General features: G+C 28.0%; 25 protein-coding genes and 1 riboswitch. Of the genes, 19 read left to right on the top strand and 6 right to left on the bottom strand.

Annotated features, from left to right (window positions below; genetic code table 11):
• Positions 1–130 precede the first annotated feature (130 nt).
• The 5 genes from rph (at position 131) to clpX (ending at position 5434) form a co-directional block, all read left to right on the top strand.
• Positions 131–1480, top strand: a complete 1350-nt coding sequence (rph, locus tag IC173_RS12220) for a ribonuclease PH (RefSeq protein ID WP_227435745.1) — start codon at positions 131–133, stop codon at positions 1478–1480.
• A complete protein-coding gene (locus IC173_RS12215; RefSeq protein WP_227435747.1) occupies positions 1480–1950 on the top strand; it encodes a metallophosphoesterase family protein in 471 nt (156 codons plus the stop codon). Before rph ends, IC173_RS12215 begins: the two co-directional genes overlap by 1 nt.
• A gap of 193 nt (positions 1951–2143) precedes the next feature.
• The gene (gene tig / locus IC173_RS12210) at positions 2144–3430 is read left to right on the top strand and encodes a trigger factor (RefSeq protein ID WP_227855650.1); all 1287 of its coding nucleotides are present in this window, start codon (positions 2144–2146) and stop codon (positions 3428–3430) included.
• A 150-nt stretch (positions 3431–3580) separates the two neighbouring features.
• Entirely contained in the window at positions 3581–4165 is a 585-nt protein-coding gene (gene clpP / locus IC173_RS12205; protein WP_227435751.1) for an ATP-dependent Clp endopeptidase proteolytic subunit ClpP, read from the top strand.
• A gap of 18 nt (positions 4166–4183) precedes the next feature.
• Positions 4184–5434, top strand: coding sequence for an ATP-dependent Clp protease ATP-binding subunit ClpX (clpX, locus tag IC173_RS12200; RefSeq protein WP_227435752.1), 1251 nt, complete (start codon positions 4184–4186; stop codon positions 5432–5434).
• Between the two features lie 60 nt (positions 5435–5494).
• Here clpX and IC173_RS12195 read toward each other — a convergent pair whose 3' ends face one another.
• Positions 5495–6025, bottom strand: a complete 531-nt coding sequence (locus tag IC173_RS12195; RefSeq protein WP_227435754.1) for a chromate transporter — start codon at positions 6023–6025, stop codon at positions 5495–5497.
• A complete protein-coding gene (locus tag IC173_RS12190) occupies positions 6013–6525 on the bottom strand; it encodes a chromate transporter (protein WP_227435756.1) in 513 nt (170 codons plus the stop codon). Before IC173_RS12190 ends, IC173_RS12195 begins: the two co-directional genes overlap by 13 nt.
• Positions 6526–6696: 171 nt before the next feature.
• On the opposite strand from IC173_RS12190, the gene lon reads away from it, so the two are divergent.
• Both lon and yihA read left to right on the top strand, forming a co-directional pair.
• Positions 6697–9060 (top strand): endopeptidase La, encoded by a 2364-nt coding sequence (gene lon, locus IC173_RS12185; RefSeq protein ID WP_227855649.1) that lies wholly within the window; start codon positions 6697–6699, stop codon positions 9058–9060.
• The gene (gene yihA / locus IC173_RS12180) at positions 9050–9661 is read left to right on the top strand and encodes a ribosome biogenesis GTP-binding protein YihA/YsxC (protein WP_227855648.1); all 612 of its coding nucleotides are present in this window, start codon (positions 9050–9052) and stop codon (positions 9659–9661) included. The genes lon and yihA overlap by 11 nt, the downstream gene beginning before the upstream one ends.
• Positions 9662–9857: 196 nt before the next feature.
• Here yihA and IC173_RS12175 read toward each other — a convergent pair whose 3' ends face one another.
• The gene (locus IC173_RS12175; protein ID WP_227855647.1) at positions 9858–11228 is read right to left on the bottom strand and encodes an MFS transporter; all 1371 of its coding nucleotides are present in this window, start codon (positions 11226–11228) and stop codon (positions 9858–9860) included.
• A gap of 186 nt (positions 11229–11414) precedes the next feature.
• Positions 11415–11530, bottom strand: a riboswitch (FMN riboswitch).
• A 276-nt stretch (positions 11531–11806) separates the two neighbouring features.
• Here IC173_RS12175 and IC173_RS12170 point away from each other — a divergent pair.
• The 4 genes from IC173_RS12170 (at position 11807) to IC173_RS12155 (ending at position 16046) form a co-directional block, all read left to right on the top strand.
• Complete coding sequence (locus tag IC173_RS12170) at positions 11807–12886, top strand: ATP-binding protein (protein WP_227481844.1); 1080 nt, start codon at positions 11807–11809, stop codon at positions 12884–12886.
• A 174-nt stretch (positions 12887–13060) separates the two neighbouring features.
• On the top strand, positions 13061–13948 hold the full coding sequence (locus tag IC173_RS12165) for an AraC family transcriptional regulator (protein ID WP_227435774.1): 888 nt from the start codon (positions 13061–13063) through the stop codon (positions 13946–13948).
• Positions 13945–14361 (top strand): SRPBCC family protein, encoded by a 417-nt coding sequence (locus IC173_RS12160; RefSeq protein WP_227855646.1) that lies wholly within the window; start codon positions 13945–13947, stop codon positions 14359–14361. Before IC173_RS12165 ends, IC173_RS12160 begins: the two co-directional genes overlap by 4 nt.
• A 311-nt stretch (positions 14362–14672) precedes the next feature.
• The gene (locus tag IC173_RS12155; protein WP_227855645.1) at positions 14673–16046 is read left to right on the top strand and encodes a metallophosphoesterase; all 1374 of its coding nucleotides are present in this window, start codon (positions 14673–14675) and stop codon (positions 16044–16046) included.
• 232 nt (positions 16047–16278) lie between these two features.
• Here the strand turns inward: IC173_RS12155 and IC173_RS12150 are convergent, their stop codons facing one another.
• From IC173_RS12150 to IC173_RS12140, 3 genes are read right to left on the bottom strand one after another with little or no spacing between them, the layout of a single operon-like run.
• The gene (locus IC173_RS12150) at positions 16279–16923 is read right to left on the bottom strand and encodes an ABC-2 transporter permease (protein ID WP_227855644.1); all 645 of its coding nucleotides are present in this window, start codon (positions 16921–16923) and stop codon (positions 16279–16281) included.
• A complete protein-coding gene (locus tag IC173_RS12145) occupies positions 16920–17777 on the bottom strand; it encodes an ABC transporter ATP-binding protein (RefSeq protein ID WP_227855643.1) in 858 nt (285 codons plus the stop codon). Before IC173_RS12145 ends, IC173_RS12150 begins: the two co-directional genes overlap by 4 nt.
• Positions 17770–18153, bottom strand: a complete 384-nt coding sequence (locus tag IC173_RS12140) for a GntR family transcriptional regulator (protein WP_227435791.1) — start codon at positions 18151–18153, stop codon at positions 17770–17772. The genes IC173_RS12145 and IC173_RS12140 overlap by 8 nt, the downstream gene beginning before the upstream one ends.
• A 985-nt stretch (positions 18154–19138) precedes the next feature.
• Between IC173_RS12140 and tnpB the strand changes: the two genes are divergently transcribed.
• From tnpB to IC173_RS12100, 8 genes are all read left to right on the top strand, one after another.
• Positions 19139–20248, top strand: a complete 1110-nt coding sequence (gene tnpB, locus IC173_RS12135; protein ID WP_227855642.1) for an IS200/IS605 family element RNA-guided endonuclease TnpB — start codon at positions 19139–19141, stop codon at positions 20246–20248.
• A 206-nt stretch (positions 20249–20454) separates the two neighbouring features.
• Positions 20455–21135, top strand: coding sequence for a DUF881 domain-containing protein (locus IC173_RS12130; RefSeq protein WP_227435794.1), 681 nt, complete (start codon positions 20455–20457; stop codon positions 21133–21135).
• A gap of 28 nt (positions 21136–21163) precedes the next feature.
• Positions 21164–22507, top strand: a complete 1344-nt coding sequence (locus IC173_RS12125) for a GspE/PulE family protein (protein WP_227481847.1) — start codon at positions 21164–21166, stop codon at positions 22505–22507.
• Between the two features lie 151 nt (positions 22508–22658).
• Positions 22659–23744 (top strand): type II secretion system F family protein, encoded by a 1086-nt coding sequence (locus IC173_RS12120; protein WP_227855641.1) that lies wholly within the window; start codon positions 22659–22661, stop codon positions 23742–23744.
• Positions 23745–23796: 52 nt separating this feature from the next.
• Complete coding sequence (locus IC173_RS12115) at positions 23797–24147, top strand: type II secretion system protein (RefSeq protein WP_227855640.1); 351 nt, start codon at positions 23797–23799, stop codon at positions 24145–24147.
• 261 nt (positions 24148–24408) lie between these two features.
• Positions 24409–25281: a pilus assembly protein PilM gene (locus IC173_RS12110; protein ID WP_227855639.1), complete on the top strand. Its 873-nt coding sequence runs from the start codon at positions 24409–24411 to the stop codon at positions 25279–25281.
• A complete protein-coding gene (locus IC173_RS12105; RefSeq protein ID WP_227824498.1) occupies positions 25282–25725 on the top strand; it encodes a hypothetical protein in 444 nt (147 codons plus the stop codon).
• Between the two features lie 14 nt (positions 25726–25739).
• The gene (locus IC173_RS12100) at positions 25740–26324 is read left to right on the top strand and encodes a hypothetical protein (RefSeq protein ID WP_227855638.1); all 585 of its coding nucleotides are present in this window, start codon (positions 25740–25742) and stop codon (positions 26322–26324) included.
• The last annotated feature ends 19 nt before the right edge of the window (positions 26325–26343 follow it).

The following is a 26343-nucleotide window of genomic DNA, read 5'->3' as shown; positions in this document are numbered from 1 at the left end:
CTATAATTAATGATAGAATAGTTCAGTAAGCTATCGAATTATGAAAAATGACATTATATGAGATTAATAAAATTAAAACTTATAAAAATAAATTTATAAAATATATAAGGATTAGGAAAGGATATAAAAAATGACCAGAAGTTATGATAGAACTAATGAACAGATAAGACCTGTAAAGATTACTAGAAATTATACAAAGTACGCAGAAGGTTCTGTTCTTATAGAAATGGGAGAGACAAAGGTTATATGTACTGCATCAGTGGAAGAAAAAGTACCTCCTTTTTTGAGAAATAGTGGTACTGGGTGGATAAATGCTGAATATTCAATGTTACCAAGGGCAACTCAACAGAGAAAAATAAGGGACGCATCTAGAGGAAAAATCGACGGAAGAACTCAAGAGATACAAAGGTTAATAGGAAGAGCGATAAGGTCTGTTATAGACTTAAATAAATTAGGAGAAAGAACTATTTGGGTAGATTGTGATGTGATTCAAGCTGATGGTGGAACTAGAACTGCATCTATAACTGGGGCGTTTGTAGCAGTTGCAGAAGCAATCTATAAATTATATAAAGCAAAAACATTAAAAGAAATGCCAATAACAAATTTTGTATCTGCAATTAGTGTCGGAATAGTAAATGAAACTCATATGCTAGATTTATGTTACGAAGAAGATTCTAAAGCACAAGTAGATATGAATATAATAATGACTGATAAGTGTGAGTTTGTAGAAGTACAGGGGACTGGTGAAGAGAAACCTTTTTCAAGAAAAGATTTAAATTTATTGTTAGAGTTAGGAGAAAAAGGGAATAAAGAACTAATAAGGCATCAAAGGGATGTTTTAGGTGAAATAGCAGATGAGATATTAGGTATGGATTATGGCAATGAAGTTGTTATTGCTACTAATAATGCTCATAAGTTAGAAGAAATAGGTGCAATCTTAAAGGACTTTGAATATACTGTATATTCTCTAAAAGATGTTGATTTAGCAGGTATAGAAATAATAGAGGATGGAAAAACATTTGAGCATAATGCATTGATAAAAGCTAGAACAATAGCTAGAAAAACTAAACTTATAGCTATAGCAGATGATTCTGGTTTAGAGGTAGATGCATTAGGCAAAAAACCAGGTGTTTATTCAGCTAGATATGCAGGAGAGCATGCTACAGATGAAGAAAATAGAGAAAAGCTATTAAAAGCCATGCAAAATGTGCCAATGAGTAAAAGAAATGCAAGATTTGTCTCTGCAATAGCAGTAGTTTTTCCAGATGGAAAAGAATTTGTAGTAAGAGGAATTTGTGAAGGAATGATAGGCTTTGAAGAAAAGGGCAAAAATGGCTTTGGATATGATAGCTTGTTTATAGTAAAGGGATATAATAAAACTTTTGGTGAAATACCTAGTGTTATAAAAAATTCAATCAGCCACAGAGCAAATGGACTAAAGATTATGAAACAAGAGTTTATGAAAAGGGTAGTGAAGTAATGAGAATAGGCATAATAAGTGATACACATATGATGATTAAAAATATGGAAAAGACAATACCATATTTAGAAGAATGTGACTTAATAATTCATGCAGGAGACAACTTTACAGACTCAAGATATCTTCATAATATGACTAAAGTGGGAATTATTGCAGTTAAAGGAAATTGTGATTTTGATGCTATAGAAGAAGAACTTGTCTTTGAAGTAGCAAATAAGACTATATTTTTATGCCATGGTGATAAGTATGGTGTAAAATATGGAACACAAATGTTAGAAAATAAAGCTACTGAAGTTAATGCTGACATAGTTATATTCGGTCATACTCATACTCCATTTAGAGAAATTAAAAATGGTGTGCTTTACATAAATCCTGGAAGTACTTCACTTCCAAGAGGAGTATCGTATAAGAGTTTTGTAATTATGGAGATAGAAGAAGATGATATAAATATAGAGGAAATACGCATATAAAGGTGTATTTATCTAAAAAAATAGCAAAAAACACTCAAAAAATTAAATTTTATCAAATAAGTACAACGATATTAATGGAACACTTGTAAATAAAAAAACTTATGTGATATAATTAAGTGGTTGAATTATAAATAGAATGAATTATGATACCATTATCGGGTATTACATAAATATCACTAGGAGGATTAGAAGGATGAAAGCAGAACTAATTAAAAAAGAGGGTAATAAAGTTACTTTAAAAATAACAGTAGATAACAATAAATTTGAAGCAGCAGTAAATAAGGCTTATAATAAAAGCAAAAGCAAATATAATATACCTGGATTCAGAAAAGGTAAAGCTCCAAGAATTGTTATAGAAACTCAATATGGAAAAGGTATCTTCTATAATGATGCTATAGAAGTGTTATTCCCAGAAGTTTATCCAGAAGCTATCAAGGAATTAGATATAGATCCAATAGACAATCCAGATTTAGATATAGAAGAAATAAGCAAAGACAATGGATTAGTTATGGTTCTTAATGTTGAAGTTAAACCAGAGTTTGAATTAGGAAACTATAAGGGTATAGAAGTAGCTAAGGTTGAGAATACTGTAAGTGATGAAAATGTTGAAGCTAAATTACAAGAAATGGTTGAAAAAAATGCTAGATTAGTAAGTGTTGAAGACAAAGCTTTAGAAGATGGAGATACAGCTATAATAGACTTTGAAGGTTTTGACAATGGTGTAGCTTTTGATGGTGGTAAAGGTGAAAATTATAACTTAGTTATAGGTTCAAACACATTTATACCAGGATTTGAAGAGCAATTAGTAGGTAAAAAAGCTGGTGAAGAAGTTGAAGTTAATGTTACTTTCCCAGAAGAATACCACTCAGAAAATTTAGCTGGAAAGCCAGTTGTATTTAATGTAAAAGTAAATGATGTAAAAGTAAAAGAATTATCTGTATTAGATGATGAATTTGCTAAAGATACTAGTGAATTTGATACTTTAGATGAATTAAAAGCAGATGTAAGAGCTAAATTAGAAGAAGAAGCTAAAAATAAAGCAGATGCAGAAATTAGAAATTCAGTAGTAGAAAAAGTTGCTGAAAATACAGAAATAGAAATACCAGAAGTTATGGTAGAACATCAAATAGATAATATGTTAAACGAACTTAACTACCAATTACAATATCAAGGATTTGGATTACAACAATTACTAGAGATGACTGGTAGAACTATGGAAGAATTAAGAGAAGAAAGAAAAGAAGATGCTAAAAAATTAGTTAAATCTTCTCTAGTATTGGAAGCAATAACTAAAGCTGAAGGAATTGAAGCAACAGAAGAAGAATTTAAAGCTGAATTAGAAAAAATGGCTTCTGCTTACAATATGGAAGTAGAAAAAATAGAAACTACTTTAAGAGATGCTGATAAGGAAGATATAAAAGGACAAATAAAAATAAGAAAGACAATAGACTTATTAGTTGAAAGTGCAACAATAGCTTAATAAAATAACCGCTATAACTAATACAGTTGACGTTATAGAATGTTTAGTATATAATGTTATGCAAATATAATTTAGTTAAATGCGTAAAATAATTTACAGTAGCTTAAAAAAGCTACTGTAAATTATATAGAATAAAGGGGGTATGAAACCATGGCATTAGTACCTGTAGTTGTTGAACAAACAGGAAGAGGAGAAAGATCTTATGACATCTTCTCTAGACTATTAAAGGACAGAATAATCTTCTTAGGAGATCAAGTTAATGATGCCACAGCAGGGCTTATAGTAGCACAGCTATTATTCTTAGAAGCTGAAGACCCAGACAAAGATATACATTTATATATAAATTCTCCAGGAGGAAGTATAACTTCTGGAATGGCTATATATGATACTATGCAATACATCAAACCAGATGTAAGTACTATATGTATAGGTATGGCTGCTTCTATGGGAGCATTCTTGTTGGCAGCAGGAGCAAAAGGAAAAAGACTAGCACTACCAAATAGTGAGATAATGATACATCAACCATTAGGTGGAGCTCAAGGTCAAGCAACAGATATAGAAATTCACGCAAAGAGAATTTTAAAAATAAAAGAAACTTTAAATGAAATATTATCTGAAAGAACTGGTCAGCCATTAGAGAAAATCAAAATGGATACTGAACGTGATAACTTCATGAGTGCATCAGAAGCTAAGGAATATGGCTTAATAGATGAAGTATTTACAAAGAGACCGTAGATAGAGAGAGGTGTTAATATGTCTAAATACGAAGAGAAACGACAATTAAAGTGTTCATTCTGCGGTAAAAATCAAGATCAAGTAAGAAGATTAATTGCAGGTCCAAATGTATACATTTGTGATGAGTGTGTTGAACTTTGTGACGAAATTATTCAAGAAGAAATAGAAGATACTATAGATGAAGATACTACATCTTTACCAAAACCAAAAGAAATGATGAATATCTTAAATGATTATGTAATAGGTCAAGAAAAAGCTAAAAAAGCTTTATCAGTTGCAGTTTACAATCATTACAAGAGAATATATAGTAAAAAGTCTAGTAGCAAGGATATAGAAATCCAAAAGAGTAATATACTTTTATTAGGGCCTACAGGTTCTGGTAAGACATTATTAGCACAGACTTTAGCTAGAACTTTAAATGTACCTTTTGCAATGGCAGATGCTACATCACTAACTGAGGCTGGATATGTTGGAGAAGATGTTGAAAATATACTTTTAAAACTTATTCAAGCTGCTGATTTTGATATAGAAAAAGCTGAAAGAGGTATAATATATATAGATGAGATAGATAAGATTGCAAGAAAATCTGAAAATCCATCTATAACTAGAGATGTTAGTGGAGAGGGTGTTCAACAAGCTCTTTTAAAAATATTAGAAGGTACTGTTGCAAATGTCCCACCACAAGGAGGAAGAAAACATCCTCATCAAGAATTTTTAAAGATAGATACTACAAATGTATTATTTATATTAGGTGGAGCTTTTGATGGGCTAGAAAAGATAATCCAAAAACGTGGTGGAGATAAGACACTAGGATTTGGAGCTAAGATAGAAAGTAAAAAAGAATTAGATTTAGGGAAGTTATATGAAAAAGTACTTCCAGAGGATTTATTAAAGTATGGTATAATACCTGAATTTATAGGAAGAATACCAGTTTTAGCTACTTTAGAATTGCTGGATGAAGATGCACTAATGCAAATACTACAACAACCTAAAAATGCTCTAGTAAAACAATATAAGAAATTATTAGAGTTAGATGATGTTGAACTAGAATTTGAAGATGATGCTCTTCGTGCAATAGCTAAAAAGGCTATAGAAAGAAATACAGGAGCTAGAGGACTTAGAAGTATAGTTGAAAGTGTAATGATGGAAACTATGTTTGAAGTACCATCTAGAGATAATATAAAGAAGGTTATAGTAACAGAGAAATCTGTGAACGAAGACTCAGTAAATCCTATCATAGTACTTAAGGATCAAGAGGAAAGTGCATAAGATGATGAAAAGGAGCTTTAAAAGGCTCCTTTTTTTATGCTAATATGAAATTAGGTATTATTATGATAAAAATGTGAGTAGAATACCTATAATACCAAAGACGAATACAATTGCAATAGAGCCAATTTTTCCCTTATATAGAAGATAGAATGATGCTGCAAATGCGATTATTCCATATAAGTCCCAATTAACTTCTTTTGCAGATGAAAAAGCGGCTGACAGTATGAAACCTAGAGTAATTGGTCTAAGTACCATTAATAAATTCTCTACCTTTTTATTATTTTTGAACTTAGCAAATAACTTTGATATAATGGTTAAACCTACTAATGCAAATACTGTAACACCGATAGTTGCAGATAAAGAACCAAAAAAACCAGCAGTCTTAAATCCAACAAATGTAGCACTATTTATTGCTACAGGACCTGGCGTAGATTGTGATATAGCAAGTAAATCTAAGAACTCTTGATTAGTTATAAGGTGGTATTTAGATATAAATTCTTGTTGAATAAATGGTAGCATAGCATAACCACCACCAAAACTAAAGGCTCCTATTTTAAGGAATATTAAGAAGAGTAGTGTTATTTCTGACATAGACTATATACACCTCCTCCAATTATTAAATAAATAGGACTTATATTGAATACACCAACAGATAAAACTGCTATAATTAATAGTAGTATGTTAGTTTTAGACTTTGGCAGTTTCTTAAACATGCTTGTAAAAGAATACAATATAAGAGCTATTACTACAGGCGCAACTCCTTTAAAAAATCCATCTAGAATTTTAGATGAGGAATTTTTAAAGTATAAATATGACAATACTAAAACTATACAAAATGACGGTAGAGCAGAGCCTAGGGTACATATAAGAACTCCTGGTATACCATAAAGCTTATATCCTAATAATACAGATATATTAATTGCTAGTACTCCAGGATAACTTTGAGCTATGGATAGATAATCGATAAATTCTTCCTGCTCTAAAAGTTTTTGTTTGTTTACAAGTTCATCTTGTATAAGAGGAACCATAGCGTATCCACCACCAAATGTAAACGCACCAATTTTTAAAAAGGTTAAAAACAATTTCAACATAATAGAAACCTCCAAATGATAAATAACATCTAAGTATACTAACATTAATATTATATCATAATAAAATAATAATATAATATGCCAAGAAGTTATTGTTAATGTTGAAAATTAACATGTGCAAATATATAATATAAAATGCAAAATAATTAAACTAGAAAAGGAGTAATGTTGATGGAACAAAATTATACTAAAATAGATCATGAATTACCATTAATCCCTTTGAGGGGATTAGCAATATTTCCATATATGATATTAAATTTTGATATAGGAAGAGAAATATCTCTTAAAGCTTTAGACCAAGCTATGATGGATGAAGAACTTATATTTTTAACATCTCAAAAAGAAGCAGATGTTGATGAACCAGGTGAAGAGGATTTTTATCATGTAGGAACAATTTGTAAAGTTAAACAAATGATAAAATTACCAGGAGATACAGTTCGTGTTTTGGTTGAGGGTGTATCAAGAGGTAGAGTTAAAAAAATAGAGCAAGAAGAAGGATACTTTAGAGCAGTAATAGAAGAAATTGTTTTTGATAGTGATAATTTAGATAGTGAAACAGAAGTTGAAATTGAAGCATTTGTAAGAAATGTATTTGATGCTTTTGAAGAGTATATAAATATTGGAAATAGAGTATCACCAGAAATATTGATATCTTTAGCTGATATAGAAGATGTAGATAGATTTATAGATACAATAGCTGCAAATATTTATCTAAAATCAAGTCAGAAACAAGAAATATTAGAAGAATTTGATATTAAGAAAAGACTTGAACTTATATATTCTATATTACTAGAAGAGATAGATATATTAAAAATAGAAAAAAAGATAACTTTAAGAGTTAAAAAACAAATGAATAAAGTTCAAAAAGAATACTATCTTAGAGAGCAATTAAAAGCTATACAAAAGGAATTAGGTGAGGAAGAAGACATAAATTCTGAAGCAGATGAGTATAGAGAAAAGCTTAAAAAAATAAAAGCACCTAAAACTACTAAAGAGAAAATAGAAAAAGAAATTGATAAATTTTCAAAGATATCTTCAATGTCTCCAGATGTATCTGTAAGTAGAAATTATTTGGATACTATATTCTCATTACCATGGAATAAAGAAACAAAGGATAAACTAGATATAGTTAAAGCACAAGCTATACTAGATGAGGACCATTACGGGCTGGAGAAGGTTAAAGAAAGAATATTAGAGTATTTAGCCATAAGAACTCTTGCTAAATCACTTAAAGGTCCTATAATATGTCTAGTTGGACCTCCAGGGACAGGGAAAACATCTATAGTCAAATCAATAGCAAGAGCATTAAATAGAAAATTTGTAAGAATATCTTTAGGTGGCGTTAGAGATGAAGCCGAAATAAGAGGACACAGAAGGACTTATGTAGGTTCTATTCCAGGAAGAATAATTAATGGAGTCAAAGAAGCTCAGACTAAAAATCCTGTGTTTTTATTTGATGAGATAGATAAAATGGCAGCAGATTATAAAGGTGACCCAGCTTCAGCTATGCTGGAAGTATTGGACCCAGAGCAAAATAAGGATTTTGTGGACCACTATTTAGAAATACCTTTTGATTTATCAAAGATACTATTTGTTACAACAGCAAACAGTTTAAGCAATATTCCAAGACCATTATTGGATAGAATGGAAGTAATAGAAGTATCTGGATATATAGAAGAAGAAAAGTTAAATATAGCAAAACAATACTTACTTCCAAAACAAATTAAAGAGCATGCTTTAAAAGAGAATTTTGTAAAAATGGATGATGAAACTTTAAGAAGCATAATAAATCATTATACAAGAGAAGCTGGAGTAAGAACATTAGAAAGAACTATTGGTAAAGTTTGTAGAAAAATTGCCAAAAAATATGTTGAGGACCCAACACTTGAAGAAATTGTTGTAAATAAGTCTGACTTAGAAAAATATCTTGGAAAAGATATGTTTAAATACCAACTTGCAGAGCTTAATCCTCAAATAGGGCTTGTAAATGGACTTGCATGGACAGCAGTTGGTGGAGTTACCCTTGAAGTAGAGGTAAATGTGCTTAAAGGAAAGGGTGAAATTGTATTAACTGGAAAACTAGGAGATGTTATGAAAGAATCTGCTAAGACAGGTATTTCTTATATAAGATCAATAGTGGACAAGTTTGATATAGACCCTGATTTTTATAAAACTAATGATATTCATATACACATCCCAGAAGGTGCTGTTCCAAAAGATGGACCATCAGCTGGTATAACTATGGCACTTGCAGTGATTTCAGCACTTACTAAGAGACCTGTACCAGGTAATATAGCTATGACAGGAGAAATAACTTTAAGAGGTAGAGTGTTAGCTGTAGGAGGAGTTAAGGAAAAACTATTAGCAGCTCATAGAGCTGGCATAACAAAAGTTCTAATTCCTAAAGAGTGTGAAGCTGATTTAGATGAGATACCAAAAAATGTAAAAGAAAAGATGGAGTTTGTACTTGTAGAGCATATGGATGAAGTATTAGAACAAGCTTTATTAAAGAGTGGTGAAAAAAATGAAAATTAGAAGTTCAGAGATAACTATGAGTGCTGTGAATAAATCACAGTATCCAGCAGAAGGTATCCCAGAGATAGCTCTGGCTGGTAGGTCAAATGTTGGAAAATCATCAATAATAAATACATTACTTAATAGAAGAAACTTTGCTAGAACTAGTCAAACACCAGGAAAAACTAGAACTATAAATTTTTATCTTATAAATAACGAATTTTATTTTGTAGACCTTCCAGGATATGGGTATGCTAAAATAGCCAAATCTGAAAAAGAAAAATGGGGAGGTATAATGGAACTATATCTAGAAAGTAGACAAGAATTATGTTCTATATTCCTACTTGTAGATATTAGACATGAACCTACAGCAGACGATAAACTTATGTACGAATGGATAAAACATTTTGGATATAACTGTGTAGTTATTGCAACTAAGGCAGACAAAATATCTAGAGGACAATATCAAAAGCATATAAGTATTATAAGAAAGAAATTGCAAATGGAGAGTAGTGAAAAAGTAATTCCTGTTTCTTCGCTAAAAAAGACTGGTGTTGAAGAACTTTGGGAAGAAATTGTAAGTCAATACAATCAACATGGATATGAAATAACAGTAGATTAATTTTAAGTGTTTATATATATTAAAATCAAATAAAGGATGCCTCAAAATGTTTTTAAGGGAAATTTTGTGGCATCCTTGTTGTTTATAAGCAATAAATATCGGTAATTATTGTTAGAAATTAATAAAATTAATAAAATTAGTGTAAATTAGTTTGTTTAAAGATTTACTGACTTATATAATTAGTAATGAATTTTGACTAAGAAGTAGATTTTTCTGTCTTTCTCATAAAGCAAACGGTAAGTATGAGTCCTATAAAGCATACTGATGCTGCAATCCAGTAAGATTGATTACTAGCCGCAACATAAGCTAGTGTATGACTTGTAGACTTTTGATGATATGTAAGTCTTTGTGCAAAGAAACTACTGAAAAAGGCTGTTCCAAGAGCAAATGACAAATTACGAACAGTTGCAAGAAAACTTCCCCCATATCCTTGTTTTTGAGGAGGAACGTCTGCCAAGATACTACTATTGTTTGGTGAACTAAAAGAACCTAATCCAAAGCCAAAAATAATTAAGCATAGAATCAAAAGATATAATGGAGAATCAGCTTTTAAAAGTGCCATTCCAACCAGAGCAATAGTCATAAATGAAAAAGATACAGTCAGAATATTTTTTGCACCATGTTTGTCAGAAAGAGAACCGGAAATAGGTGCTATAAGTACCATAATAAGTGGATGAACAGTCATGACAGAACCAGCCATCATAGGAGATAAATTTTTTAGTTGCTCTAGATAAAAAGGAAGTAGAAAAAATACTGCCATTTGAGGAAAATAACAAGCTATTCCAATAATATTGCCTATAGTGAAATTTCTATTTTTAAACAAAGGTAAATCAATAAAACTTTGTTCAAATTTTACTTCTCTTAATACCAACATTACAAATGCTATAATTGCTATTATTCCTAGATACCATTTTGTATTTCCTTCTCCATTCATTGCAAGTAAGATAAGTGTGGTACAAGATGCAAATAATAGAAGTCCTGGAATATCGAAACTTTTGTTTTGTTCATCTAAAATAGGTTTTGGTAGAAATTTTATTCCAAGAAAGACTGCTATAATACCAATAGGTATATTGATTATGAAGATAGAAGGCCATCCAAAGTGCTCTAAAAGTATTCCACCAATTACAGGACCACTCATATTCCCTATCCCAACTACTGCTCCAGTAATTCCTATAGCCTTTCCCTTCTCATTTGCTGGAAATGCATTAGAAACTATACCAAGTCCAGTTGCCATTAAAATACTTGCTCCAATTGCTTGAAATATTCTTGATAAAATCAATGTTGTTAGGTTATTAGATATACTACATAGAAAGGAACCTATTGTAAATACAAAAAATCCTAACGTATATAGATAATTTGAACCCACCTTATCGCCAAGTTTCGCAAAAAACAACATAGTAGCTGTTACAACCAACATATAAGCTGTAACTACCCATTGGATTTGCGACATATTAATTTTAAAGTCGGCAGCAATTGTAGGATTTGCGATATTTAGTATACTTCCATCAAGAGTAGACATAAATACACCAATACAGATGATAATTAATACTATCCATTTTTGTTTCACTGATAACACCCCAATCTTTTACATAGTAGATTTTGTTTTATAAGTACAGTATAGTTACAAAATAAACAACAAAAAAGCACCTATGTCTTAGGTACCTTAGAATATGTTTATTTTCATGAATAAATGCGGTAGTTGAAGGATTTGTATAGATTACTCATGTAAAATTACATAAAGGTACTCGTATACTATTTTCTTCTACCATCCAGATTTTACTGTCGGCTTTGGAATTTGACCAAATTCTGCCATAAGGCTCGCGGGCTTTTACCGCCGATAGGGAATTTCACCCATTTCTGAAGAAAAACAGATGTATTTTTTAATTTTATTTTAACATAAAATAACAATCGAGACAATTAGATTTAAGCAACACAGACAGTTACACCACAATATAGAAGGTTTTATTATACTTTTGGACAAAATCTAAATTAGAGTAAAATAATAGATTGAAATTAAGTAAAATAAGTTATTGTCATTGCTGAATGATAAGTTTTATATTTAGTAAAAGCATAAAGCTGTAACAAAACTCGTATAATATTAATATCTTAATTAAGAGGTATGGTAAATTATGAGGAGGCGCTAATATGGAAGGAAAGATAAAAAAGGCATTTCCAGGTGGAAACACATCACAAGGCTCATATTCTTTTTTTGACTATATAATTCCGGAAAATGTAAAAAGAGTTTTTTGTTTAAAGGGTGGACCTGGAGTAGGAAAATCCTCACTAATGAAAAAAATTTATAAAGAGTTTTTGCATAGAGGATATGATATTGAATTATATCATTGCCCTTCTGACCCAAGTTCGTTGGATGGTGTAGTTATAAAGAAACTAGGCGTGGTACTTATGGATGCAACTGCTCCACATACTGTAGACCCTAAACTCCCAGGTGCTTTGGACGAGATAATTAATTTAGGAGATTACTGGAATACAGAGGAGTTAGAAAAAAATAGACAAGAAATTTCAAACTATGATAAAGATATTAGTAATGCTTTTAAAAGAGCATTTAAATTTTTAAAATCAGCAGAGCCAATTTTTAGAGATATCGAGGAAAAATATTCTGACTGTATGGACTATGGAAAAGTAAATTTAGTTACAGAAGAATTCATAAAAAGATTATTTGATGGAGTAGATAGTACAGGAAAGTTAAAGAAAGAAAAGCATTTATTTGGCTCAGGGATAACTCCTGTAGGATGCTTAGATTATACAGAACATATTTTAAAGGATGTAGGGAAGGTTTATTATTTGTCAGGGGAAATAGGCTCTGGGAAAACTACACTTTTGAGTAAAGTGTACAAAAAAGCAATTGAGAAAGGTTTGAATGTAGAAGTTTATCACTATCCGCTTATTCCTGAAAAAATTGAAACTATATTATTAACTGATTTAGATATAGGAATAACTATAAGCAGTACTTTTAAAGATGAAGATACAATTGATTTGAATCAATTTTTAAATAGAGAAAAATTACTTAAATACGAAGAAGATATTAAATTTGATGAGAAAGTTTTAGATGACTTAATTTGTTGGTCAATTTTAAATCTTAAGAGAGCTAAATCAAAACATGATATTATAGAAAGTTACTATAGTCCGAATATGAGATTTGATGAAGTAGGAAAATTGAGAGATGAATTAGTTAAGAGAATCTCAAAATATGAGGAAAATATATAAAGTATGTCTGTTTAAAATTAATATTAACTAGTATATATAATCAACAGCAGACTGCTATGGCTTTAAAGCTATGGCAGTCTGCTGTTTTTTGCTATAATTTAAACAGATAAATCTTTGCACAAAAAGACAAGAAAATTTAGAGAATTTATTATAAAATATGGGGGTACATATGAAATGAAATGGCTAGATGGATTACAACAATCTATTGATTATATTGAAGAAAATATTTTAGAAAAGTTAGATTATGAATATTTAGCAAGGTATACAAATATGTCGGTGTTTTATTATCAACGAATGTTTAGTGTATTAGTAGGTATATCTGTTGGTGAATATATTAGGAATAGAAGATTAACACTAGCTGGGCTTGAATTAACTACTTCAAATAGTAAAATTATAGACATAGCTTTTAAATATGGTTACGAAACAGCAGAAAGCTTTACTAAAGCCTTTGTTAGATTTCATGGAATAACGCCATCTATTGCTAGAAAAGGAAATTCAAGCCTAAAATCATTTAGCAAGATAACATTAAAAATATCTTTAGATGGAGGAAATACTTTAGATTACAAAATTGTCGATGAGGGAGAATTTTCAGTAATTGCTTTAAAAAAACAATTTTCGAAAGATGAAGATGTATTTAGAAAACAAATACCAAGGTTTTGGCAAGACTTGTTTAAGAGTAGTTTGTATAGAGAACTAATTTCTTATGTAAAAGAAAACACTATTACAAAAGGTGGGATTTTAGGAATAGATGAAATGGCAGTTTCACAAAACAAACAATTATTTAATTATTATGCAGCTGTTGAGACGGATGAAAAACCTAAAAATGATAAATTTACCTTATTTAAAATACCTTCTCATAAGTGGGCTATTTTTAAGTGTACAGGTGCCATGCCAAATTCTATTCAAAACTTATGGGTAAAAATATATAGTGAGTTTTTCCAATGCTCTAGCTATGAACCAGTTGCTGATTTCAATTTTGAACTTTACCTTGAAGGAGATAGTAATAAAGATAATTATGTTAGTGAAATTTGGGTTCCAATAAAAAATAGGAGGAGTTTATGAAAAAATGTAGAGTATCTGAGATAACAGCTTATTTTAGTGCAGATGTGGAAACAGTTTGGAATATAGTTACAGACAATCGTGATTATAAATGGAGAAGTGATATAAGTAAAATTGAAGTATTTGATGATGGAAGTACTTTTATTGAGTACAATAAGGATGGAAACAGTACAAAATTTACTGTTACAGAAAAAACTAAAAATAAGCTTTATAAATTTAACATGGAAAATAAATTTTTCTATGGTAATTGGCAAGGTGAATTTTTTGAAGAGAATGAAAAAACTAAAATAGTGTTTATAGAAAATATATATGTTAAAAATCCTATTATAAAAGTTTTATCTTATCTCTTTATGAATTTAAAAAAAATACAAATACAATATGTTGAAGACTTAAAAAGAAAATTAAATGAAATGTAAAAGATTAATATCTTATCTATAGATAGATTTATTATAATCTTATAGAGTTATTTTATTGTGAAAATTGAGGGAATTATATAATTGACTTTGATGATAATGTCTAAAGGTGTATTAAAAAAAGTTACTATTATGAGTGACTTTTTTTTATGTAAACAAGAGCATATTCTGGTATATAAGTAAGCTTTTATGTAATATATAGATGACTTTTATATATTAGTGTAGTATTATTGATACTAGATTTTTATTATAAATTAAATATAATAGAGGATTAAATTAAGATTTATACTTAAAAAAATAAAATTGGAGGATTTATGAAGAATAAAATAATTATAGGTATTACTTTTTTATCTATACTACTAATGTATGGATGCACTTTAAAACAAACAACAGAAATAAATGTATTAGCAACTACCGATTTACATGGAAACCTACCTTATGAGTTAACTTCTTATATAAAAGAAGAACGAGAAAAAGATAAAAATATAACTCTAGTAGATGCAGGAGATTTCTTTGATAGTGGACCAATTGGTTCAACTATGGAAAAATATTTTGATGATAGACGAACTGACATTGATAATAAAACAGAAAAGTATGTAGAAGCTCCTATTGCAAAAGAAATGAAAGAAATAGGTTATGATTCTGTAGTTCTTGGAAATCATGAATTTGTATCTAACTCTAAATTTTATTTAGATAATATGATATCTGATTTTAATAAACAGGATATTAATGTATTATCAGCCAATACGTATAAGAAAGATGGGAGTAGTTACACAAAGCCATATATAATAAAAAATATTAATACTCCTAAAGGTAATGTTAAATTAGGTATTCTAGGTCTTACAATAAAAGAAGTTGGAGAAAATGTGGATTCTAATTCTTTAGAGTTAAAAGACCAAGGAGGTTATAATGGTGAACTATATATGAATGACTTAGTAGATGATGCAAAAAAATGGGTTGATGTAATGAAAAAAGATAAAGTAGATATTATAGTTTCTGTAGTACATTCAGGTGAGAAACCTAAAAAACCTAAAAATCCAGGAAATAGAATACAAGATTTGGCTCAAAACGTTGATGGTATTGATGCAATAGTAGCTGGACATACACATGTTCAAATTAAACAACATGACTATAAAAATAATTTAGGAGAACAAGTTATAGTTACACAACCAGGAAAGCATGGAGAATGTGTTTCTAAAATTAACTTTAAACTAGAAAAAAATAATGATAAATGGAATGTTGTTGATAAATCTAGTCAGTTAGCCACACTTGAAAAAAATCAAGAAATGGATAAAGTCAGTGAATTTTATGGAAGTCTTTTAAGCCTAGATAGTAAAACTAAAGAAATCAGTTTAGGGAAAGTACTTCCTTTTAAATGGGATAAGCTATATGTATTTAAACCATATACACCTGTTGAAACAATATATAAAACTGTAGGATATAAATGGAGAAATATCATACCAACAGATAGTGAGGATATGGTGCAAATGGTATTTATGAGTAATAAAAAACCTATTTGTTATATATATGGTGATTCTAATAAGACAGGATTAAGTTTAAAGATTGATAAGTCTGAATATAAAGATAGTATTATAACGGTTTTACCTAATGATAATGATAATTTTAAAGTTCAAAAAGATGAAAAAACTTTCAAAGTGAATCTTGAGCATATAAAAAAGAATATATAAATAACTAATAGAAATACTATGTTTACATAAAATATGTAATCTTCTGTACATTGTAAGAATCCAATTAGAAATTTTATTATGATTGAATTCTTACAATGTACAGAAGATTTACTTTTACATATATGTATATAAATCTTTGGTTTTTTATATAATTATATTGGATAAATATTTAATGTATCTTATAAAAATAAACAAAGTATAAAATATGTATTTTTGAAGTTTAATCATTACATTATCGTCTACTTTTATATAATAAGAAAGATATTTTATAAGATACTACTAAAATAATAAAACTAGAAATAAGCCCCAAAATAGAAAATATGCCTTGGTTGCCTATTATAAAATCTATTACGAATGATATTTTATCAATCAATGAAGTCATTAAGACTAATGTTAATACAATGATATATGGAATTAATGACCAAAATCTTGCTTTTAGATATCCCATCTTAAAAAAGATAGGTATTTGAACTCCCACTATAGCAGAAAAAATTAAAAAAGAGGTACTTATTCCTAGTATAATTTCTTGAATATCAATAGGTTCACTTTTTAAAAATAATACTATTATTGAAAGTACAGTAATTAGAAATACTGTCAATACAAAGTTAAGTAAAATGAAAATATAGCGACCAAAAACTATATCTTTTAATTTAATCGAAAGAGTAGCATATAAGCGACTTAAGTTATTTTTTTCTTCTATAGCAAAAATGTTAGAAATCATAAGGGCAACAAACCAAGAACAAGTAATATAAAGTGTTAATGTTGATGAGCCCATATATGAAAAAAGCATTATAACAGCTAACAAAACTAAATTCATATTAAAATAGGATTTCATTGTAAAAATATCTAGTTTAGTAAATTTAATTGAATCGGTCATCTTATTACACCTCTCTTGCTAACTTTTATAACTATATCATCAATAGTAGCAGTATCTATGATACAGCTATTGTATTTAACAGTATCATTTGTATGAATTAATCCATCAAATCCAATATCTGTTTCACGCAGACCAATAATATCTCTTTTAAGTGTATCTGTTAAATCTCTTGGTATTCCTTTAATTAATCTAAACTTTTCTAATAAATCTTGCAAACTTCCAGTATAAAATAATTCTCCATTATTTATAAAAGTGATATAATCAGCAATTTTTTCTAAATCAGTAGTAATATGAGTAGAGAATAATACACTTCTATCTCCATCTTTTATGTAGTCTTGTAGAATTTCCAAAAGTTCATCACGAGTTACTACATCAAGCCCACTTGTGGGTTCATCAAGTATAAGCAACTTAGCATTATGAGAAAATGCACATGATAACATAAGTTTCATTTGCATACCTCTAGACAATTCACTTATTTTTTTATTTAGAGGTAGATTAAATCTGGTTATCATACTTTTAAAAATATCGTGATTCCAATCCTTATAAAAAATAGATATAGCTTTTTCAGTATCTTTTATTGACCAATTATCTGCATAAAATATATTATCAAATACAACACCAATATTCTGCTTAATAAGATTTTCATTTTTAGCATTGTCCATATCAAAAACTAAAATCTCTCCTTCATCTTTTTCTAACATATTTAGAATTAATTGTATAGTTGTTGTCTTACCTGCACCGTTTGGGCCGATTAATCCCATTATATATCCCATTGGTAAAGTAAAACTTATATTTTTTAGATTAAAATCATTAAAGTTTTTACTAACATCCTTTAGTTCCAAATAATTATTCACTTTTTTCCACCTCCAATAATAATCTCAAAAGACTTATAATTTCTTTATCTGTCATAGACGCTCTTTGTGCCGCTTGTATTGCATTATTGAGATTTGATTCTACTTCTCGTATTAACTGTTCACGAATAAGTTCAGAGCTACTTGACATAACGAAAAATCCCTTACCTTGACGGCTCATAATAAAACCTTCTTGCTCAAGTTCATTATATGCTCTAGTAGTAGTCAAAACGCTAATCTTTAAATCTCTTGCTAACTGTCTAAGTGAAGGTAGCATTTCATTTTCTTTTAATTCTCCTGAAAGAATTTGTTCTTTAATCTGTTCTTTAATTTGTTCATAAATAGGTAAGCTAGAACCATTTGAAATAATTATATTCAAAAAAACACCTCTTTAACTGTATTGTTATATACAAGTACAGTATAAACATTTGGATGTTTTTTGTCAATATAAAAAATTACAATATACATTTGCAATAATAATCTATATGTATTTATTCTGAAACGTTTTTAAATTGAAGTATTTAATCAGAAAGATAGTGTTTAAGTAAAAATATTGTCAATATACACTTTTAAGATTAGTTTATATCTATTTATCTAGGCGTTATACTTTATATCTAGGCATTATGCTTTAATATATATTAAAGGTATAAGTTATATAATTAAATTTGATACTTTTACTACTTATAGCAAAATCTCATATACCTATACATTCAATGTTAGTAGGGTGGGGACACAAGTATAATGTATGATATTATATACTAAAAGATGAATTTTAACGTATAACTTTGATTAAAAAATAGTTACGCACACTCGTGACTTTAGTCATGAGTTAGTAGCTAAAATAGTCAGCATATAGAAAAACTTATATGTAGAGATAGGATAGAACCTATTCAATACTAATTGAATTGCTGGAAACCCCTAAAGCTAACCAAGCTAAAACATAAGGATAAAACTAAGTGTGAAAGTTACAAAAGTAGAAAAAATTGGTTAGATGGTATAAGGTTAAACCCTAAATACTTTAAAATGGGCAATCAGCAGGTAAGCTCCGAATAGGAGAGACTTCAACGACTATTCCTCTTGAGGGAAGTACACTACAAGCTATTGGTAGTGGAGGTGGGTAGACATTAACGGATAATGCCGAAGGATAGGATATAGTCTGTACTTGCATGAAAGTGTAAGAAGTTCATAAGAGAACTGCATAGGTAGTAACGAACTTGTGTGAACGACAACCTCAAAAATGATAAAAGTTAAGACTTACGGTTCTTACATATGTTATTTAGAAATAAATATAAAAACCTTCAAAATGCTTGTTTTAAATAATTATATTTGTTAAAGTTATAATCAGAAAAAACAAGTAAAGTGAGGTGATAGTAGTGGAAAAATCTTATAAGTTTAGAATGTATCCAAATAAAAAACAGCAAGAGTTAATTAACAAAACTTTTGGATGTTGTAGATTTGTATATAATAAATATCTTTCTAAAAAAATAGAAGTTTATGAAAATGATAAAGAAACTTTTACTTATAAGCAGTGCAGTTCTGATTTAACCAATTTAAAAAAAGAATTAGATTGGCTTAAAGAACCTGACAAATTTTCACTACAGAACACCTTAAAAGATTTAGAAAACGCATATAAAAAATTCTTTAAAGAAAATACAGGATTTCCTAAATTTAAATCAAAGAAAACTAATAGATTTTCATATAGAACGAACCTTACAAATGAAAATATTATGTACTTTAGTCAATATATAAAATTACCTAAACTTGGTATGGTCAAAGTAAGGGATAAACAAGTACCTCAAGGGAGAATACTTAATGCTACTGTATCTAGAGAGCCAAGTGGTAAATATTATGTATCATTATGTTGTACTGATATAGATATTGAAGCATTTGAAAATACTAATAATCAGGTAGGTTTAGATTTAGGAATTAAAGAATTTTGTATCTCAAGTTGTGGACAATTTGTAGAAAATCCTAAGTATCTTCTAAAGTCATTAAATAAACTTGCTAAATTACAAAGAGAATTATCGAGAAAAACAATTGGTAGTTTAAATAGAAATAAAGCAAGATTAAAAGTTGCAAGACTTCAAGAACATATAGCTAATCAGAGAAAGGATTTTCTACAAAAACTATCTACCAAATTAATACAAGAGAATGATATTATTTGCATAGAAGATTTACAGGTAAAGAATATGACTAGAAATCGCAAACTATCTCGCTTAATTTCTGATGTGTCATGGTCAGAATTTGTTCGTCAATTAGAATACAAGGCTAATTGGTATGATAGACAAATTGTAAAGGTAGGTAAGTTCTTTGCAAGTTCACAAATATGCAATAAATGTGGGTACAAAAACGAGGCAATAAAGAATTTAAATATAAGAGAATGGATTTGTCCTTGTTGTAATGTAACTCACGATAGAGATATAAATGCAAGTATAAATATACTAAAAGAAGGATTAAGACTAATAACAGTTTAAAATAGATAACTTATGTAAGAACCGTAGGAACTACGGGGATAGCCTGTGGAGAATTGGTAAGACATATGTTAGTATGCAAAATTCTATGAAGCAGGAACCCTGTGACTTTAGTCATGGGAGGTTCAGATAATAAGCATATGTAAATGTTTAATATTTAATTAAAGAAAATTATCATATAAAAATAAATTTGTAAGGAGTAATACAGTATGAAAAAACAATATGTGTTTATAATACTAGCAAGTACTATTTTAGGTATGCTTGTTGGAACCATATTTAGAGATTATAGCAATGAAGAAACAGTTTATACAAGTAAGGATAAGTCAATAAGAAAAGAAATAAGAATAACAAGAAAATCTATAAAAGAACTGGCAAAAGAGAAAGATAAATTAGATAAAGAAATTAATTCAATGAAGAAAAATCAAAAGAATTCTGATGAAATCTCTAAAATAGAAAGTCTTAGGGAGAGTCTTTCATATTCAGATGTAAATGGTAGCGGAATAGTATTAAGTATAGATGCCATAGATGAAAAAACAGGAAACATTGCCAATAGCATAGACTACAATAAAATCCTTGTGAAAGTCATAAATGAATTAAAAGCAAATGGAGGAAAATACATAGAAATAAATGGTCAAAGAATTAATCAGTACTCAGAAGTTGTACTTGCAGGTAGCCATATAAATATAAATGGAGTTCCAGTGGCACAACCCTATGAAATAAAATGTATTGGTGATAAAGATAAACTATCTAGTTACGTAGATAAAGGTAGTAAATATTTAGATAGTATACAAAGTACTTATCCAATGAAAGTTAGTATAAAAGCTGAAGAAAATATCTCTATGAAAAAACTAAAAATACCTAATAAATTAAAGTATATAAAGGGTGAGTAAGATTATATTAGAGGAAAGCAGTTTACCAATGTTAATACCAGAAAAACTTGCAAAAAAATATAATGTATTTCCAGTGGAATTTCAAGATGACAATCTAGTAGTAGAAATAGAAGATGAAGACATATATGCACTACAAGACTTGAGACTAGCAACAGGGAAAGAAATTATATTAAAAAAAGAAAGAAGAGAACTTATAAGTGAGAAGATAGAAAAATATTACAATAGCTTTGAACTTGATGAAAATTATGCAAAAAAATTATTTGAAAATCTTATAGAGAAAGCTATAAAAGAGAACGCAAGTGATATACATATAGAACCATTTAAAGAGCATTTGATAGTTAGAATGAGAGTTGATGGAGAGTTAAAAGAAATATCAAAATTTTTAATAGATGTTTATCCAGCATTAGCTACAGTTGTTAAATTAAAAGCTTCAATGGACATAACAGAAAAAAGACTTCCTCAAGATGGAAGAGTAGACATAAAGCTAGATGATAGTTTAATTGACATTAGAGTTTCATCAATCCCAACTGTATATGGTGAAAAAATTGTTTTGAGAATCCTTAATAGAGATACTTTTTTAAAAGATAAATCAGAACTTGGATTTTCAGAAGAAGCGATAAATTCTATAAATCATATAATAAGTAAAAGAGCTGGAATATTATTAGTAACAGGGCCTACAGGGAGTGGAAAGACTACTACAGTATATTCCTTATTAAATGATTTAAGAGGGATAAACAAAAATATAATGACTATAGAAAATCCAGTAGAATACAAGATGGATGGAATAAGTCAAATACAAGTAAATTCAAAAGTAGGATTGAGTTTTGATGTAGGTCTTAAAGCTATATTAAGACAAGACCCAGATATAATAATGGTTGGAGAAATCAGAGATGCAGAAACAGCTAAGATAGCAGTAAGAGCCGCTATAACAGGCCATTTAGTTATAAGCACTTTGCATACTAATGATGCAGTATCTTCTATAGCTAGACTATTGGAAATGCAAATCCCACCATATCTTTTAAATGCATCTCTTATAGGTGTAATATCTCAAAAACTAGTTAGAAAGGTTTGTAATCATTGTAGTCATGAGATTATGATAAAAGATGATTTTAGTGGAGATGTAAATACTAAAGTAGCTGTAGGCTGTGAAAAATGCAATGACAAAGGTTATTTTGGTAGAACAGCAATTTATGAAATTCTAGAAATCAATGATGATATAAAAACATGTATAAGGGATATGAAGGATTCTAGTATTGTTAAAGAAGTAGCACAAAAAAATGGAATGATAACATTTGAAGATAGCTGCCAAAGGCTAATAAATGAAAAAATAACAACATTAGAAGAATGTTTAGTAGTAAACGAAATAATTTAATTAAACAGTGTAATCAAACTTCATACAATCGATTTTAATAAAAATTCTCGATTGTAAATCATATCTAGATAAAATAAAATTAACATATTAAATTAGAAAATATCGAGATTATTTAATTGTAATTAATATAATTTGGAAGGAATTATAATACATGAAATTATCTAAAAATATATTTTATAATTTAGACAAGATTCATTTACTCTTAAACAAGATTCGTGATAAAGAGCTTAGAATAATTTGCAAAGAAATAGGTATTTTACTAGAATCTGGATGTGAAATTACAAAGATATTTCAAGTTATTGAAGGACAATCTAGTAAAAAAGTAAAAAGTTTGTTTAATACAGTATCAAATCATATTCAAAATGGGAATTCCATAGCAGAATCATTTCAAATCACAGGAACATTTTCTAAATTTTTTATAAGTATGATAAAAGCGGGTGAAACCAGCGGAAACTTAGATATAATAATGAGCGATTTATCTAATTATTACGATAAAGAATATAAATTAAAAACAAAAATAATAACTATTTTAATCTATCCAATAATACTTATCATATTATCTGTAATATCAATAGTATTTATCTTTATATTTGTGATACCAAATTTTCAGGTGGTTTTTGCCAGTAATGGAATTGAACCACCTTTCATAACTAAGGTTTTAATAGGAATTTCTATAATAGTTACAAATCATCTAGGTTATTTAATATTTAGTCTTATATTGATTTCAATAGTAACTATTTATTTTTTTATAATGAATAATAACCTAAAGAAATTAATTAATTCATTTAAGTTCAAAATACCTTTTTTAAAAGGAGTTAATCAATTAATAGCTACAACTAGATTTTCAAGGGCATTATCTATTTTACTTAGTAGTGGGATACAAATAGTGGATGCAATAGAGATGTCAGCAAGTGTCATAGATAATGAATTCATTTATGAAAGACTAAAGATTTCTAATAATTATATAAAAAAAGGAAATAGTATAGGTAAGTCTTTGAATCTAGCAAATATATTTCCTAAGTTATTTGTTTCAATGGCAAATACAGGTGAAGAAAGTGGAAAACTCGATAAGAGTCTAGATGTAATAAACAGATTTTATGAAAATGAATTAAATAATAAAATAGAGCAGATAATGAAATTTGTAGAGCCTGTAATAATTGTATTCATGGGATTGATTGTTGGAGTTTTTGTTTTATCAATGGTTATTCCAATGTTTGATGCAATTACTAGTTTCTAATATAAAAATAAATTTTACTAAATAAAACTTTTAAAAAGGAGCGAAAATTTAATTGATAAATAAAAAACGAAAAGGATTTACACTTGTTGAGATGATTGTAGTAGTAACAATTTTAGGCGTTATATCTAGTATAGCATTAGTTAAATATGGTAAAGTCCAAGAAAGTGCTAAGATAAATGCGGATTATACAAACGCAGCTAATATAGTAACCGCAGCGAGTATGGCTATTAATGATGATAAAAATATAGCGGAATCTCTAAGTGTAGAATCACTTAAAGAAAAAGGTTATCTAAGTACAGTTCCAGTTCCTCAAAGTACATCAGGTAAGTTTGAACTTGTTATAAGTGATGCTGGTACAGATATAAGTGTAAATGTAAACTCAAAACAATTTTATCCAAGATAATATTTATTTTTATACGTTTTTAGTGTCAAATTATAAAGATATTTTTAGTATTAAATTATAATGAATTGTAGATATATTAAGTTTAATTCAAAACATAATTAAATGATTTAAATAGGTATTGATTATTTAAAGTTAATATATGCATAAATAAAAGATTAAGTATTTATATAATTAAAATATGGCTATATAAATACTGTATAGGCTTTGTAAAAATCAAATATACTGTGTAAAATTTAAAAGCTATTATCACCTAAGGAGGAGATGGTTATAATTAAAAAATTTTTAACTTTAGAAATAAATGACGATTATATAAGGGTTGTACTTTTAAGAAAAAACTATAAAAAAATATTTATAGATAAATCTATTATAAAAGAAGTTAGCTTTAATATTAAAAGTGATATTGATGAGATTGAAAAAACTGGATATGTAGAAAATGTAGTAAAAGTAGTAAAAGATGAAATAAATAATATAAAAAAATCATACAAAAATTTGTACTTTAATATTCAAACTCAAGACATAGTTATTAGAAATATTGAGATATTGAATACTAAGAAAAAAAGAGACATATTAAACATGATAGAATTTGAGATAACACAATATATTCCAATAAACATAAATAACTATTCAATAAAATATAAAATTATAAACTCTAGTAAGGATAAGTTAAATATACAAGTAATTCTTTTTCCTAAAAATATTATCAAAGTAATTAAAATCATTTCAGAAAGTCTAAATATGAACCCAAAAGCGATAAACATAAATTTTGATATACTACAAAAACTTATAAGTTTAAATTTAATAGATAATTTTATAGAAGATGGAGTGTTTATAGAATGCAAAAAAAATCAATTTATTATAAACATAACAAAAAATAAAAAAATAGAAGAAACATATCTATTATCAAAAGAAATAAAATCCTATGACTCAGTAAAAAAATTAATAAGTAGATTTAAATATGTTTATTATTATGGTATAGAAAATTGTTTTATAGAGGAGTATTTTAAAGATACAGAAAAAATTGCTGAAGTAAATCCATTGAGATTAAAAAATAAAGTAAGGGTGGAAAATAATTTTGATAAGGGTTTAAGAGATACTAGTATAACTTATATAAGCAGTATAGGGATGATTATTTAAATGAAAGCTTATAAAACAATAAATTTTTTAAATGGATTTAAAGAAACTAAGCGATATAATAAAATCTATAAAATAACGATAATATCAATTTTAATATGTGTTTCATTAAAAATGTTTATGTATATGAAATCTATAAATGAATTAGAAAATTATATAAGTCACAATAAACCCATAAATGAATCTAAATATACTGTACCAAATCTGGAAAAAACAAAAGAAAAGTTTTCTAGAATAAAGCTTGATGAAATTAAAAAAATATATGAAATAGTTGGAACAGATAACATTACTAAAATATCTATAGATAAAAACAAAATGGAGATGGAAGGAGTATGTGATAATCTAGATATTTTAGATAATTTAAGAAAAATAAATTACATAAAATATTACTATATAGACAGCATTATAAGAGATGGAGAATGTTATAAATTTAGAATAAAAAGTTAGACAGGTGATTAATTTTGAAATTAAATAAGAGAGAAAAAAATCTGATGAAAATATTGCTAATATTAATTATTGTATTAGTAGTTAATGTAATGTCCAGACCTCTAGAAGAGAACCTAACTAATTTGAAGAAAGAAAAACAAAATATAGTGAATGAAATAAAACGACAAGATAATTACAAAATTAAAGGTAATGGGTACAAAGATGATAGATATATAAAAAATGTTGAATTAGATAGTAATACAAAATTAAAAAATAATTTTAATAACTCATTTTTAGATAAAAAAACAAATAAAGATATAGTATTATTAGTAGAAAATGAATTGAGAGATATTGTAAATGTGGAATACATCAATCAAGAAAGTAGCTTAGACAACTACAGTAAAAAACAAACTAATTTAGAAGTAAAAGTTAATGGAGAACTTGAAAATGTGTTGAAACTTGAAGGTGTAATGAAGAACTTAAGGTTACATAATAAAATTGAAAAAATAGAAATTAATAAATTAAAAACAAGTAATCTTGAGGCCAAAAACATTTCAAACGAATATAAACAAGAAAAAAACAATCTTGTAGAATGTAAAATGACAATTAGAGTCACATAACAAAAAAGAATAGATAAAG

The sequence above is a fragment of the Clostridioides sp. ES-S-0048-02 genome, from assembly GCF_020658495.1.
In the GTDB taxonomy this organism is placed as follows: domain Bacteria; phylum Bacillota; class Clostridia; order Peptostreptococcales; family Peptostreptococcaceae; genus Clostridioides.
This window is presented reverse-complemented; position numbering and strand designations above follow the sequence as displayed.

Excerpts from the sequence above, each read along its gene's own strand:
- rph (WP_227435745.1), top strand. The coding sequence starts at position 131 with ATGACCAGAAGTTATGATAGAACTAATGAACAGATAAGACCTGTAAAG.
- IC173_RS12215 (WP_227435747.1), top strand. The coding sequence starts at position 1,480 with ATGAGAATAGGCATAATAAGTGATACACATATGATGATTAAAAATATG.
- tig (WP_227855650.1), top strand. The coding sequence starts at position 2,144 with ATGAAAGCAGAACTAATTAAAAAAGAGGGTAATAAAGTTACTTTAAAA.
- clpP (WP_227435751.1), top strand. The coding sequence starts at position 3,581 with ATGGCATTAGTACCTGTAGTTGTTGAACAAACAGGAAGAGGAGAAAGA.
- clpX (WP_227435752.1), top strand. The coding sequence starts at position 4,184 with ATGTCTAAATACGAAGAGAAACGACAATTAAAGTGTTCATTCTGCGGT.
- IC173_RS12195 (WP_227435754.1), bottom strand. The coding sequence starts at position 6,025 with ATGTCAGAAATAACACTACTCTTCTTAATATTCCTTAAAATAGGAGCC.
- IC173_RS12190 (WP_227435756.1), bottom strand. The coding sequence starts at position 6,525 with ATGTTGAAATTGTTTTTAACCTTTTTAAAAATTGGTGCGTTTACATTT.
- lon (WP_227855649.1), top strand. The coding sequence starts at position 6,697 with ATGGAACAAAATTATACTAAAATAGATCATGAATTACCATTAATCCCT.
- yihA (WP_227855648.1), top strand. The coding sequence starts at position 9,050 with ATGAAAATTAGAAGTTCAGAGATAACTATGAGTGCTGTGAATAAATCA.
- IC173_RS12170 (WP_227481844.1), top strand. The coding sequence starts at position 11,807 with ATGGAAGGAAAGATAAAAAAGGCATTTCCAGGTGGAAACACATCACAA.
- IC173_RS12165 (WP_227435774.1), top strand. The coding sequence starts at position 13,061 with ATGAAATGGCTAGATGGATTACAACAATCTATTGATTATATTGAAGAA.
- IC173_RS12160 (WP_227855646.1), top strand. The coding sequence starts at position 13,945 with ATGAAAAAATGTAGAGTATCTGAGATAACAGCTTATTTTAGTGCAGAT.
- IC173_RS12155 (WP_227855645.1), top strand. The coding sequence starts at position 14,673 with ATGAAGAATAAAATAATTATAGGTATTACTTTTTTATCTATACTACTA.
- IC173_RS12150 (WP_227855644.1), bottom strand. The coding sequence starts at position 16,923 with ATGACCGATTCAATTAAATTTACTAAACTAGATATTTTTACAATGAAA.
- IC173_RS12130 (WP_227435794.1), top strand. The coding sequence starts at position 20,455 with ATGAAAAAACAATATGTGTTTATAATACTAGCAAGTACTATTTTAGGT.
- IC173_RS12125 (WP_227481847.1), top strand. The coding sequence starts at position 21,164 with ATGTTAATACCAGAAAAACTTGCAAAAAAATATAATGTATTTCCAGTG.
- IC173_RS12120 (WP_227855641.1), top strand. The coding sequence starts at position 22,659 with ATGAAATTATCTAAAAATATATTTTATAATTTAGACAAGATTCATTTA.
- IC173_RS12110 (WP_227855639.1), top strand. The coding sequence starts at position 24,409 with ATGGTTATAATTAAAAAATTTTTAACTTTAGAAATAAATGACGATTAT.
- IC173_RS12105 (WP_227824498.1), top strand. The coding sequence starts at position 25,282 with ATGAAAGCTTATAAAACAATAAATTTTTTAAATGGATTTAAAGAAACT.